The 11,984-nt window shown below is 73.2% G+C and carries 12 protein-coding genes and 1 pseudogene; 8 read left to right on the top strand and 5 right to left on the bottom strand.

The features are described from left to right. The first annotated feature begins 110 nt into the window (after window positions 1–110). Both ACGFU6_RS24345 and ACGFU6_RS24340 read left to right on the top strand, forming a co-directional pair. Entirely contained in the window at window positions 111–548 is a 438-nt protein-coding gene (locus ACGFU6_RS24345) for a DUF4442 domain-containing protein (protein ID WP_123528488.1), read from the top strand. Between the two features lie 155 nt (window positions 549–703). After that, window positions 704–1,366: a DedA family protein gene (locus ACGFU6_RS24340; RefSeq protein WP_393613798.1), complete on the top strand. Its 663-nt coding sequence runs from the start codon at window positions 704–706 to the stop codon at window positions 1,364–1,366. An 83-nt stretch (window positions 1,367–1,449) separates the two neighbouring features. On the opposite strand, the gene ACGFU6_RS24335 is transcribed toward ACGFU6_RS24340, so the two are convergent. After that, window positions 1,450–1,980, bottom strand: coding sequence for a gamma carbonic anhydrase family protein (locus ACGFU6_RS24335; protein WP_393613797.1), 531 nt, complete (start codon window positions 1,978–1,980; stop codon window positions 1,450–1,452). A 168-nt stretch (window positions 1,981–2,148) separates the two neighbouring features. Between ACGFU6_RS24335 and ACGFU6_RS24330 the strand changes: the two genes are divergently transcribed. Then, window positions 2,149–2,886 carry an acyltransferase gene (locus tag ACGFU6_RS24330; protein WP_393613796.1) on the top strand — a complete coding sequence of 246 codons (738 nt, stop codon included), beginning with the start codon at window positions 2,149–2,151 and terminating at the stop codon, window positions 2,884–2,886. Window positions 2,887–2,913: 27 nt separating this feature from the next. Here ACGFU6_RS24330 and ACGFU6_RS24325 read toward each other — a convergent pair whose 3' ends face one another. Then, window positions 2,914–3,780, bottom strand: coding sequence for an EamA family transporter (locus ACGFU6_RS24325; RefSeq protein ID WP_393613794.1), 867 nt, complete (start codon window positions 3,778–3,780; stop codon window positions 2,914–2,916). 93 nt (window positions 3,781–3,873) lie between these two features. Between ACGFU6_RS24325 and ACGFU6_RS24320 the strand changes: the two genes are divergently transcribed. Next, the gene (locus ACGFU6_RS24320) at window positions 3,874–4,446 is read left to right on the top strand and encodes a helix-turn-helix domain-containing protein (protein ID WP_393613792.1); all 573 of its coding nucleotides are present in this window, start codon (window positions 3,874–3,876) and stop codon (window positions 4,444–4,446) included. Between the two features lie 44 nt (window positions 4,447–4,490). After that, window positions 4,491–5,051 carry a YbaK/EbsC family protein gene (locus ACGFU6_RS24315; RefSeq protein ID WP_393613791.1) on the top strand — a complete coding sequence of 187 codons (561 nt, stop codon included), beginning with the start codon at window positions 4,491–4,493 and terminating at the stop codon, window positions 5,049–5,051. Window positions 5,052–5,063: 12 nt separating this feature from the next. Here ACGFU6_RS24315 and ACGFU6_RS24310 read toward each other — a convergent pair. Continuing rightward, window positions 5,064–5,888 (bottom strand): annotated as a pseudogene (locus ACGFU6_RS24310) (aminoglycoside N(3)-acetyltransferase); the annotation flags it as partial. A gap of 145 nt (window positions 5,889–6,033) precedes the next feature. Next, a complete protein-coding gene (locus ACGFU6_RS24305; protein WP_393613789.1) occupies window positions 6,034–6,444 on the bottom strand; it encodes a CoA-binding protein in 411 nt (136 codons plus the stop codon). Between the two features lie 59 nt (window positions 6,445–6,503). On the opposite strand from ACGFU6_RS24305, the gene ACGFU6_RS24300 reads away from it, so the two are divergent. The 3 genes from ACGFU6_RS24300 (at window position 6,504) to ACGFU6_RS24290 (ending at window position 11,511) form a co-directional block, all read left to right on the top strand. Then, the gene (locus tag ACGFU6_RS24300) at window positions 6,504–7,130 is read left to right on the top strand and encodes a YigZ family protein (protein WP_393613787.1); all 627 of its coding nucleotides are present in this window, start codon (window positions 6,504–6,506) and stop codon (window positions 7,128–7,130) included. 134 nt (window positions 7,131–7,264) lie between these two features. After that, window positions 7,265–8,431 carry an exonuclease SbcCD subunit D gene (locus ACGFU6_RS24295; RefSeq protein WP_393613785.1) on the top strand — a complete coding sequence of 389 codons (1,167 nt, stop codon included), beginning with the start codon at window positions 7,265–7,267 and terminating at the stop codon, window positions 8,429–8,431. Next, window positions 8,428–11,511: an AAA family ATPase gene (locus tag ACGFU6_RS24290; RefSeq protein WP_393613784.1), complete on the top strand. Its 3,084-nt coding sequence runs from the start codon at window positions 8,428–8,430 to the stop codon at window positions 11,509–11,511. Before ACGFU6_RS24295 ends, ACGFU6_RS24290 begins: the two co-directional genes overlap by 4 nt. Here the strand turns inward: ACGFU6_RS24290 and ACGFU6_RS24285 are convergent. Next, window positions 11,501–11,947 carry an Lrp/AsnC family transcriptional regulator gene (locus ACGFU6_RS24285; RefSeq protein ID WP_393613782.1) on the bottom strand — a complete coding sequence of 149 codons (447 nt, stop codon included), beginning with the start codon at window positions 11,945–11,947 and terminating at the stop codon, window positions 11,501–11,503. The genes ACGFU6_RS24290 and ACGFU6_RS24285 overlap by 11 nt on opposite strands. Window positions 11,948–11,984 lie beyond the last annotated feature (37 nt).

Genomic DNA, 11,984 nt, shown 5'->3' with positions numbered 1-11,984 from the left:
GGAAGCCGGAGGGCGGGGGCGCGTGCGGATCCGGCGGTGCCCGGTGATCCCCGAGGCATGGCCAAACCTGCCTACCGGCCGGTAACATCGGACTCATGAGCGCTGAACAGATGACCGCGGGCGAGATGGTCGCCGCGACGGTTCCGATGGTCCGGACCCTCAACCTCGAATTCCTGGAGTCCACCGCAGAACGCGCGGTGGTCCGTCTGCCGGACCAGGCGGACTTCCACAACCATGTCGGCGGACCGCACGCCGGCGCGATGTTCACGCTGGCGGAATCCGCGAGTGGCGCGATAGTCATCGCCGCGTTCGGCGACCAGCTGACGCGCGCCGTCCCCCTCGCGGTGAAGGCGGAGATCGGATACCAGAAGCTGGCCATGGGTGATGTCACCGCGACCGCCACGCTCGGCAGGCCGGCGGCCGAGGTCGTCGCCGAACTGGACGCGGGCAAGCGCCCCGAGTTTCCCGTGGCCATCCGGATCCAGCGCGCGGACGGAGCTGTGACCGGCGAGATGACAGTGGTCTGGACGCTGCGCCCGAACGCCTGATTCCACCTGGCCCGGCAGGGGCCGCCGCCCACCCGGAACGGGTGCGGGGGCGGCCCTTCGCGCTGTCCGTCCCGGTGACACGGCCGGTAGGGTTACCTCTGTGCGCCGAGGAGTTGTCCGGCGGCCCAGAGGACATCACTACGGAGGAACCGGCGTTGCACATCCAGGAGTGGCTGGAGAACGTTCCCGCGATCAGCGTCTACCTCCTGGTGGGCATAGTCATCGGTGTGGAGAGCCTCGGCATCCCGCTGCCGGGCGAGGTCGTGCTGATCAGCGCGGCGCTGCTGGCCGCGGGACACGACGGCATCAACCCGTGGATCCTGGGTGCCTGCGCGACGGCCGGGGCGGTGATCGGTGACTCGATCGGCTATGCCATCGGCCGCAGGGGCGGACGCCCGATGCTCGCCTGGCTCGGCGCGAAGTTCCCCCGGCACTTCGGTGAGAGCCAGATCGCCACGGCGGAACGCTCGTTCCACAAGTGGGGGATGTGGGCGGTCTTCTTCGGCCGCTTCGTGGCCCTGCTGCGCATCTTCGCGGGACCGCTCGCCGGCGTCCTGCACATGCCGTACTGGAAGTTCCTGACCGCGAACCTGCTCGGCGGGATCGCCTGGGCGGGCGGCACCACGGCCGTCATCTACACGGTGGGTGTCGTCGCCGAGGACTGGCTCAAGCGGTTCTCGTACCTGGGACTGGCGATCGCGGTCCTGATCGGACTCGCCTCGATGCTGGTCGTCAGGAACCGGGCCAAGAAGGCGGCGGCCGCGCGTGACGCGGCGCGGCCGGCCCCCGAACCCGGGACCGTACCGGCGGCCGACTGACCCGCGCGATCCGGGCCGGCCGGACCTGTGCGGCTGCTCGCCGCACTGCCCGGGAGGACTGACCGGGGGACGGGTCCCCGTGCTCAGTCCTCGAAGGCCTCGCGGTGTGCCTTCGCCAGTTCCACGTAGCCGACCGCGTTGAACTTCACGCCGTCGAGCTCCTCCTCGGTCAGCTGCCGTTTGACCTTGGCGGGTACGCCCGCGACCAGCGAACCCGGCGGCACCCGCATCCCCTGCGGGACCAGCGCCTGGGCGGCGATCAGCGAGCCGGTGCCGATGTGCGCACCGTTCAGGACGGTGGCCCCCATGCCGATCAGGACGTCGTCCTCGACGGTGCAGCCGTGGAGCACCGCGTTGTGCCCGACCGAGACGCGCTCGCCGACCGTGACGGGGAAGCCGGGATCGACGTGGACGCTGCAGTTGTCCTGGATGTTGGAACCGGCGCCGATGACGATGGGGCCGCAGTCCGCACGCAGCACCGCGTGGTACCAGACGCTGGAACCGGCCGCCATGGTGACCTCACCGATCACGACCGACGTCGGTGCGGCGAAGGCGGACGCGTCGATGTCCGGCTCCTGACCTCCCAGTGCGGTGATCAACGCCTTTTCTGCCATCGCGCGTTCCTCCGTGCTCCGGTGCCGTGGGTCGCGGCCGGCGGGTCGACAGCCGTCCGGCCGCCGGGGAAACGTTATGCGACGGGCACGCGGGCCGGGGTCCCGGTGGGGTGAAGATCACAGGCCGGCGCGGATACCGGTCCCGGGCGCCCCGACTACCGTGTGCGGGTGCCGAAGAACAGAGACACGGTCTCCTCCCTGACGGCCTGGCGGCGGCGCGTCGTGTCCGGGGCCGTCCACCGCTGCTGGCGCTGGGTCCGGGAGACGGGTGCGGTCACGGCCGCGCATCCCGGCGGGCTGCGGTTCGGCCGGATCGGCGAGGGCACCCGGCTGGCGTTCCCGCAGGGCACGGTCTTCGGGGAGCGGTGGATCGAGCTCGGCAACCACTGCATCATCGGCGAACAGGTGACCCTCACGGCGGGGCTCATGCCCGATCTGGACCTCGGCGCCGATCCGATCCTGACCCTGGGCGACGGAGTGGTGCTCGGCCGGGGCAGCCATGTGGTCGCCGACACCACGGTGACGATCGGCTCGGACACGTACTGCGGGCCGTACGTCTACATCACCTCGACCAACCACAGCTATGACGATCCGCGGCAGCCGGTCGGCCGGCAGTGGCCGAGGATGGAACCGGTGGCCATCGGGCCCGGTTGCTGGATCGGCACCGGAGCGGTGGTCCTCCCGGGCGCCCGGCTCGGGCGCAACGTGGTCGTCGCGGCGGGCGCGGTGGTACGCGGAGAGGTGGCCGACCACGCGGTCGTGGCCGGCGCCCCCGCCCGTGTCGTACGCAGCTGGGACCCGGAGAAGGGCTGGCAGCCGCCCATGCGCACACCGGCCCCGGTGCCGATCCCGGAGGGTGTGACCCCCGAACAGCTGCTGGCCGTGGCGGAGCTCGACGAGAGCTGAGGTCCGTGCCGGGGCCGGCGGGTCCCGTCAGCCGGTCGCGAGCAACACCGTGCCGACCAGGGCGAGCCCGGCCCCCGCCGCCTGCACGCCGCGCAGCCGTTCCCCCAGGAGGCCGCGTGCGGCCAGGGCCGTGACCACCGGGTAGAGCGAGGCCAGTACGGCGGCGACGGTGACCGGTCCGTGCTGGGCGGCGATCGAGTACGTACCGTTGGCCGCGACATCCGCGAGGCCCACGAACGCAAGCGCCGGCAACGCGGCCCGCACCACGGCTGCCCCGCCCTCATCGGGCAGCGCACGGCCCCCGCGCCGCACCGAGACGTACAGTGCCGTGCCGCCCACCGTGATGTTGGTGAGGCGCTGCACGAAGAGGGCCAGGAAGAGGCCGGTGAGCGTGGTGGACGCCTCCGCGATCAGGGACATCACGGCCCCGAAGCCGAACGCCGCCACCAGGGTCAGCAACACCGCCCGGCGCTGCACCGGGGCACCGCGCAACTGCGGGCCGCCCGCCAGCACGATGCCCACCACCGCGACGGCGACCCCGGCGAACTGCAGCAGCCCCGGCCGCTCGCCGGCGATCAGGCCGACGCTCACCGGCACGGCGACGCCCAGGGAACCGAGCGGGGAGACGACGCCCATCGGGCCGAGCGCCAGGGCCTTGTAGAAGCTCAGCATCGCGACCGGCCCCACCACACCGGCCGCGACCGCGAACCAGAGCTGCCCGCCCGCCTCGCTCCAGGCGCCCGTGACGGTCACGATCACCGCGAGCACGGCCGCGGCGGCGGTCTGCGAGACGACCACCACGGTGAGCGCGGGCATGCGCCGGGTCAGCAGCCCGCCGCCGAAATCGGCCAGTCCCCACAGCAGGCTGGTGGCGAGGGCGAACAGTGCGGACATGCGGGGGCCTCGCAGTACAGTGTGGTGAACGGTGGGTACACCACACCGTAGTGCAGTATTTTTGACTCTGTCATCCAAAATATTGGACGGAATGTGACTGATCTCGACCAGCTGACCCAGTCCCTCGCGCGCAACCTCAAGCGCTGGCGCGGGGAGCGGAGCTTCACCCTGGACGCCCTCGCCACCCGTGCCGGGGTCAGTCGCGGCATGATCATCCAGATCGAGCAGGCACGCACCAACCCGAGCGTCGGCACCACGGTCAAGCTCGCCGACGCGCTCGGTGTCAGCATCACCACCCTGCTCGACTACGACCAGGGCTCCCCGGTCCGCCTGGTGCCCGCCAGCCAGGCGGTACGGATGTGGTCCACGGAGGCGGGGAGCGCCACCACCCTGCTGGTCGGCACCGAGGCCAGGGGTCCGCTGGAACTGTGGTCCTGGCGGCTGGTGCCCGGCGAGGGCAGCGCGTCCGATCCGCACCCCGAGGGCACCGTCGAGCTGCTCCACGTCGCCACCGGTGAACTCACCCTGGTCGTCGACGGCGCCTCGTACACCGTGCCCGCCGGAACCTCCGCCACCTTCGAGGCGCACCATCCCCACGCCTACCGCAACGAGGGCTCCGAGCCCCTCGAAGTCACCATGGCCGTGTCCATCCCGCCCGTCAGATGAGACGTCCAACCGGGCCGGTGCACGGGGCTGTTAGCGTGGCCGGCATGCGCGCACCCATCGGCTCCTTCGAGGATGCCCGCCCCGCTGCCGAACGCCTCGAACTTCTCACCGCCCCGGTGGCCGCAGCGGTCCGTGAGGGCTGGGGCGGTATCCCCGCCGATCAGGTCATCCACGTCGACACGGACCCCGCGATCGCTGACACCGCCGCGTTCGTCGAACACCACGGGGCCGGTCTGCTGGACCGGTCGGCCAACTGCGTCGTCGTGGCCGGCAAGCGCGGGGGAGAGACCACCCTGGCCGCCTGCCTCGTGCTGTCCCACTCCCGCGTCGACGTGAACAACTCCGTCCGCAAGCACCTCGGCGCCCGGAAGGCGTCATTCGCTCCGATGGACACGGCGGTCGGCGAGACCGGCATGGAGTACGGCGGCATCACGCCCGTCGGACTCCCGGACGGCTGGCCCCTGTTGATCGACCCCGCCGTCGTGGAGGAGGAATGGGTCCTGGTCGGCAGCGGCAGCCGCCGGGGCAAACTGATCATGCCGGGCAAGGCGCTCGCGGCGCTGCCGGGCGCGGTCGTGGTCGAGGGCCTCGGCATCAGGAGCTGAACCGCCGCCCGCGCCGCCGTGGCGGTGCGCGGGCAGCCACTTCGTGGCGAAGCCCACCGCTTCGGGCAGGCGGAACAGGCGGCTCGGGGCCGAGCCGACCTGGGCGGTGGCGACGGCGCCGGACCGGGCCGAGCGCTCGAAGTCCGCGCCCAGGGCCGCGAAGTCGCCGTCCTCCAGGGCCACGTCCTCGTACTCCCACCACCGCCGCCCGCCGCCTTCGCCCACCACACAGCGGTAGGTACGCCGGGGCGGGGACGGGGCGCGGTACTCGGCGAGGTGGAACGCGGTGCAGGAGCCGAAGCCGGTCCCCAGGAGCAGGACCTGCGCCCCCAGGTCGTACAGCCTGGCCAGCGGGGAGTCCTCCCCGAGATGGCAGTCCGGGCGGTGACCGGCCACCACCTCGTCCGCCCGTGGGCCCACGGCCGCGAACGAGGTCTGCGGATGGGCGCTGCGTACGGCGCCGGGGGAGCGGCGCACCGCTTCGGCTACGCGCCCCATCGACGGGGCGGCCGTGGTGGCCGGGTCGAACGCCGGCATGGCCGCCCGCACGGCGTCCAGCTCACGCGCGCCGAGGCCACGTACCCGGGCGCGGTACTGCGGTGAGGTGTCGGAGTTCTCCGGGGTGAAGGCCGGGACGACCAGCGTGCCCCGCGGCCCCAGCGCGTCCCGCAGGGCGGCGGTCACGGCCGGCGCCCCGCCGTCGACGGCCCCCACCGCACGCAGCGAGGCGTGCACCATCAGCACGCCGCCACGCTCCACACCGAGCCGGGACAGCTGTCCGGCCAGCCGGGCGCGGCGGTGGGAGAGGCTCAGCACACCGGGTGCGGGGGCGGTCATCACAGCGGATCATTCTCGCAGCCCGTGGCGGAGTGTGACACCACGCACATCCGGCCGAACGGTGACGGCCCCAGGTGCCTCACCCGTCTCACGAGCGGCCAGGTCCCGCAGCCGGAGCCACTGGCCAGAGCCCCGGCCAAGGCCCCTATCGTTCCAGCGCGGGGATCTCGATGGCCGGGCAGCGGTCCATGACCATGTCGAGTCCGGCCGCCCGGGTGCGCTCGTACGCCTGCTCGTCGATCACGCCGAGCTGGAACCACACCGCGGAGGCGCCGGCCGAGACCGCCTCGTCCGCCACCGCGCCGGCCAGCTCGCTGTTGACGAAGACGTCCACCACGTCGACCGGGAACGGGATGTCGGCCAGCGACGCGTAACCGTCCTCGCCGTGCACCCGCTCGGCCTTCGGATGCACCGGGACCACGCGCTTGCCGAAGCGCTGAAGGACCTCGGCCACCCCGTAGGCCGCGCGGGAGCGGTTGTTCGACAGCCCCACCACCGCCCAGGTGTCGCCCGTGCCGGTCAGAATCCTGTGGATCGTCTCCGTGTCTGCGTACATGATCCACTCAACGGACGGCCGCCCCGGACCATTCCCGCGGCTGCGCATAGGCTGGCCGGATGCAGGAGCAGTACCGGACAGTCGCCCGAGCGGGCGTGCACGAGGCCGAGATCAACCGGTCGCGTTTCATCTGCGCGCTCGCCCCCGCCGCCACCGAGCAGGAGGCGCAGGAATTCGTCGCGCGCGTCCGTAAGGAGCACCCGGCGGCCAACCACAACTGCTTCGCGTACGTGATCGGCGCCGACGCCTCCGTACAGAAGGCGAGTGACGACGGCGAGCCGGGAGGCACCGCCGGGGTGCCCATGCTCCAGATGCTGACCCGCCGCGAGATGCGGTACGTCGTCGCGGTCGTCACCCGCTATTTCGGCGGGGTGAAACTCGGCGCGGGCGGGTTGATCCGGGCCTACGGGGGAGTGGTCGGTGAGGCCCTCGACGCGATCGGCACACTCACCCGGCAGCGGTTCCGGCTCGCCACCGTCACCGTGGACCACCAGCGGGCGGGCCGGCTCGAGAACGAACTGCGGGCCACCGGGCGGACCGTGCGAGAGGTCCGCTACGCGGAGGCGGTGACCATCGAGATCGGGCTGCCGGACGCGGACGTGGCCGAGTTCCGGCGCTGGCTGGCCGACGCGACGGCCGGCGAGGCGGAGCTGGAGCTGGGCGGCGAGGCCTACGGGGACGCCTGAGTACTGTGGTGCGGGGCGCGGGCGCGGGGCCGCGCTGGTACGACGATCACAGGCCGGGTGCGGGCCGCTCCGGAGCACAAGGGGCGGCGACCGCGGGGGTGGAGGAAGCGAAACATGCAGGTCGGAGCCGGGTCTTGAGGATTTTGCACACATCGGACTGGCATCTGGGCCGGTCCTTCCACCGCGTCTCGCTGCTCGACGCCCAGGCCGCCTACCTCGATCACCTGGTCGCGACGGTCCGTGACCACGACGTCGATGCCGTGCTCGTGGCGGGTGATGTGTACGACAGGGCGGTGCCGCCGCTCTCCGCGGTCCAGCTCTTCGACGACGCGCTGCACCGGCTCGCCGAGGCCGGCGTGCCCACCGTGATGATCTCCGGGAACCACGACTCGGCCCGCCGGCTCGGCGTCGGCGCCGGACTCATCGGGCGGGCAGGCATCCATCTGCGGACCGACCCCGCGCACTGTGCCACCCCGGTCGTACTCCCCGACGCGCACGGCGACGTGGCGTTCTACGGGCTCCCGTATCTGGAACCCGCCCTCGTCAAGGACGAGTTCAACACCGACCGGGCCGGGCACGAGGCCGTCCTGAGCGCCGCCATGGACCGGGTCCGCGCGGACCTCGCGACACGGCCCGGCGCCACCCGGTCCGTCGTCCTCGCGCACGCCTTCGTCGCGGGCGGCGAGCCGAGCGACAGCGAACGCGACATCACCGTCGGCGGCGTGGCCGTCGTCCCCGCCGGGGTCTTCGACGGCGTCGACTACGTGGCGCTGGGACACCTGCACGGCTGCCAGAAGGTCACCGAACGCGTCCGCTACTCCGGCTCCCCGCTCGCGTACTCCTTCTCCGAGGCCGGCCACCGCAAGACGATGTGGCTGATCGACCTGGACGACACCGGCGCCGTCGCGGCCGAATGGATCGACTGCCCGGTGCCCCGCCCGCTCGCCCGGCTCCGCGGCCGGCTCGACACCCTCCTCGACGACCCCGCCCTGGACCGGCACGAGCTGTCCTGGGTGGAGGCCACCCTCACCGACCCGGTCCGCCCGGCCGAGCCGATGGCCCGCCTCGTCGAGCGGTTCCCGCACACGCTCGCCCTCGCCTTCGAACCGGAACGCGACCCCGAGGACCCGCGGACCTCCTACGCCGAGCGGCTGCGGGGGCGCGACGACCAGAGCATCGCGGAGGACTTCGTGGCCCATGTCCGCGGCGGATACGGCATCGACGAGTCGGAGCGGACGGTGCTGCGTGGCGCCTTCGACCACGTACGCGTCGACGACAGCGTGCGCGAGGTGAACCGGTGAGGCTCCACCGGCTCGGCATCACCGCCTTCGGGCCCTTCGGCGCCACTCAGGAGATCGACTTCGACGCACTCTCCTCGGCCGGGATCTTCCTGCTGCACGGACCGACCGGCGCGGGTAAGACCTCGGTCCTGGACGCCGTCTGCTACGGCCTCTACGGCGCCGTGCCCGGCGCTCGGCAGAGCCCCGGAACCTCGCTGCGCAGCGACCACGCCCCGGCGGACCTGCCGACCGAGATCCGGCTCGAACTCACCGTGGGCGGGCGCCGACTGGAGATCACCCGGAGCCCCGCCCAGCCCCGCCCCAAGAAGAAGGGTGACGGCTACACCACGGAGAAGGCCCAGAGCCGGCTGCGCGAGTACCTCCCCGACGGGGGATGGCGGGCGCTGAGCCGCTCGAACCAGGAGATCGGTGAGGAGATCACCCAGCTCATCGGCATGAGCCGGGACCAGTTCTGCCAGGTGGTCCTCCTGCCGCAGGGCGACTTCGCCCGCTTCCTGCGCGCGGATGCCGAAGCACGCGGGAAACTGCTCGGCCGGCTCTTCGACACCCGCCGCTTCGCCGCCGTCGAGGAGCACCTCGCGGAGTTGCGCCGGGCCGCCGGGACCCAGGTCAGAGCCGGGGACGAACGGATCCTCGCCGTCGCCCAGCGGATCGCCCAGGCGGCCGGGCCCGCCGCGGAGGAGCAGCCGCTGCCCGGCATCCAGCCCGGCGAACCCGGGCTCGCCGACGCCGTACTGGAATGGGCCGCGACGGCGCGCGCCGGCGCCCGGGAACGGCTCGACATCGCCGCGTCGGCCCTGGCCGCGGCCGAGCAGCGGCAGGCGGCCGCCCGGCAGGCCCTGGACGCCGAGCGCGAACTGGCCGGCCTCCAGCAGCGTTACGCGGAGACCCGGCGGCGCGCAGCCGCGGTGGAGGCCGGCCGGGACGAGCACGATCAGGCACGGGAGCGGCTGCGGCGCGCCCGCAAGGCGGAGCTCGTCGCCCCCGCGCTGGAGCTCCGCGAGGAGGCGGAGCGGGCGCACCGTCGGGCGGGCGCGGCCCGCGACCGCTCCCGGGCCGGGCTGCCCGGTGACCTGGCCGACGCGGGCGCCGAGCAGCTCACCGCGCTCGAACGCCGGATCCGCGAGGAGCTCGGCGCGCTGGACGCGGCCCGTCGCGCCGAGCGGCGCAGCGCCGAGATCGACAGTGAACGGGCCGCGCTGGAACGGCAGGCGAGGGCGGACGACGAACTGATCCGGGACGCCGAGAGCTGGCTGGCCGGCTGGGAGACCACCCGGCACCGTCTGCACACCCGCATCGAGGCGGCCCAGGAGGCGGCGACCCGCGCCGAACTGCTGGCCGGCCGCCTGGACCCGGCCCGCAGGCGACTGGCCGCGGCCCGCCGCCGGGACACCCTGGCCGGTCAGACCTCTCACGCCGAGGAGCGCCTCGCCGCCGCCCGGGAACACGCCCTCACCACCGGCGAGACCTGGCTCCGCCTGCGTGAACGACGGCTGCGCGACATCGCGGCCGAGCTCGCCCGCGAACTGGTCGAGGGCGAGGCCTGCGCGGTCTGCGGTTCGGCCGACCATCCGGAGCCCGCCAGGACCGGGGACGGACACGTCGACCAGGCCACGGAGGACGCCGCCGAGGCCGCCCACCGGCGCGCCGAGCAGGCCCGTACCGAGGCGGAACACGCGCTCGGAGCCGTACGCGAGGGGTATGCGGCGGCGCGCGCGGAGGCCGCGGACATCCCGGACGGCCAGGCCTCGGAAGCGGCCGGAGGGGTCGGCGAGGCCACCGGCGGCCGGGCCGGAACGTCCGAGCCCACGGTCGGAGCGCTCACCGACCTCGTGGACACCCTGACCCGGGAGCACGCCGAGGCCTACCGGACCGCAACCGGGACGCACGCGGCGCGCGAGGCACTCGCGGCCGCCGAACGCGAGCAGGAGCAGCGGGCCGGAAACCGTCAGCACGCCGAACGCCGGGCCGCGGCCCGCACCTCCCGGCGCGAAGGCCTCGACGCCGAACAGGCTTCCCTGGAAGAGGTGCTGGCCCAGGCGCGCGGCGGGTCGGGCAGCGTCACCGAGCACGCCGCCCTCCTGCAGCGCCGGGTCGGCCTGCTCGTCGATGCGGCCGCGACGCTGCGTGAGGAGGAGGACGCGGCGGCCCGGCTGAAGGAGGCCGACGACCGGCTCGCGGACGCGGCGTTCCGGGCCGGTTTCGACACCCCGCAGGACGCTGCCGCCACCATGCTCCCCGACTCCGGGCAGCGAGCGCTGCAGCACCGGATCGACACCTGGCAGGCCGAGGCCTCAGCGGTCACCGACCGGCTGGCCGAGGCGGACGCCCGCGCTGCGGCCGGCCGTCCCCCGGCCGACCCCGGCGGCGCGCAGTCTGTGTACGACACGGCCGAGCGGCTGCTGCGGGACGGGGCGGGCGCCCACACCGCGGCCCGGGAGCGCCGGAGCGAACTCGGCCGGCTGTCCCGGCGCGCGACGGACGAGGCGCGGGCCCTGGGACCGGTGCGCGAGGAGTACGAGCGGATCGCGCGGCTCGCCGGCCTCACCGCCGGCACCTCGGCGGACAACGAACGAAAGATGCGGCTGGAGTCCTACGTCCTGGCGGCCCGCCTCGAACAGGTCGCGGCGGCCGCCACCGCCCGGCTGCGGCGGATGTCGTCCGGCCGCTACACCCTGGTCCACTCCGACGCCCGCACCGGCGGCCGCCGGGCCGGGCTCGGGCTGCACGTCATCGATGCCTGGACCGGCCGCGAGCGCGACACGGCCACGCTCTCCGGCGGCGAGACGTTCTTCGCCTCGCTCGCCCTGGCACTCGGCCTCGCGGACGTGGTCACCGATGAGGCCGGCGGCGTACGGCTGGACACCCTCTTCATCGACGAGGGCTTCGGCAGCCTGGACGACCAGACCCTCGACGAGGTGCTCGACGTGCTGGACTCGCTGCGGGAGCGGGACCGCAGCGTCGGCATCGTCAGCCATGTCGCGGATCTGCGCCGACGCATTCCGGCCCAGCTCGAGGTGGTGAAGGAACGCCACGGATCCGCCGTACGTCACCGGACGGCGGACGGAGTCAGCGGCTGACAGCCCGGCGCGGCAGCGGCGAGGAGTAGACGACGCTCGTGGTGACGGACCCCAGGGAACCGATCTTCCCCGACACCGTCTCCAGATGGCTCATGGAGCGCGCCGTCACCTTGAGCACGAAGCAGTCGTCTCCGGTCACGTGGTGGGCCTCGAGGATCTCCGGAGTGGTGCCGAGAAGATCGTGGAACGGCTTGTAGTTGCCGTTTGGATAGCGCAGCCGGACGAATGCGAGGATCGGCAGCCCGAGCCGCTCCGGGTCGACCACCGCCGAGTACCCGCTGATGATTCCGGCCTCCTCCAGCCTGCGGACCCGCTCCGTCACGGCGCTCGACGACATCGCGACCGCCCGCGCGATATCGGCATAGGTGGCGCGGCCCTCACGCTGGAGGACATCGAGGATGCGCCAGTCGGTATCGTCCGGGGAATAGTCGGTCATACGCAGAGAGAACAGGGAAACCCCCGGCGAATCAAGC

This window comes from Streptomyces sp. NPDC048462, from assembly GCF_043200175.1.
Taxonomy (GTDB): domain Bacteria; phylum Actinomycetota; class Actinomycetes; order Streptomycetales; family Streptomycetaceae; genus Streptomyces.
The sequence above is the reverse complement of the archived record's forward strand: the minus strand, read 5'-3'. Positions and strand labels throughout refer to the sequence as shown.

What these genes read in the sequence shown, in the direction of transcription:
- ACGFU6_RS24345 (WP_123528488.1), top strand. Translation starts at nt 111, where the DNA reads ATGACCGCGGGCGAGATGGTCGCCGCGACGGTTCCGATGGTCCGGACC.
- ACGFU6_RS24335 (WP_393613797.1), bottom strand. Translation starts at nt 1,980, where the DNA reads ATGGCAGAAAAGGCGTTGATCACCGCACTGGGAGGTCAGGAGCCGGAC.
- ACGFU6_RS24325 (WP_393613794.1), bottom strand. Translation starts at nt 3,780, where the DNA reads ATGTCCGCACTGTTCGCCCTCGCCACCAGCCTGCTGTGGGGACTGGCC.
- ACGFU6_RS24315 (WP_393613791.1), top strand. Translation starts at nt 4,491, where the DNA reads ATGCGCGCACCCATCGGCTCCTTCGAGGATGCCCGCCCCGCTGCCGAA.
- ACGFU6_RS24305 (WP_393613789.1), bottom strand. Translation starts at nt 6,444, where the DNA reads ATGTACGCAGACACGGAGACGATCCACAGGATTCTGACCGGCACGGGC.
- ACGFU6_RS24300 (WP_393613787.1), top strand. Translation starts at nt 6,504, where the DNA reads ATGCAGGAGCAGTACCGGACAGTCGCCCGAGCGGGCGTGCACGAGGCC.
- ACGFU6_RS24285 (WP_393613782.1), bottom strand. Translation starts at nt 11,947, where the DNA reads ATGACCGACTATTCCCCGGACGATACCGACTGGCGCATCCTCGATGTC.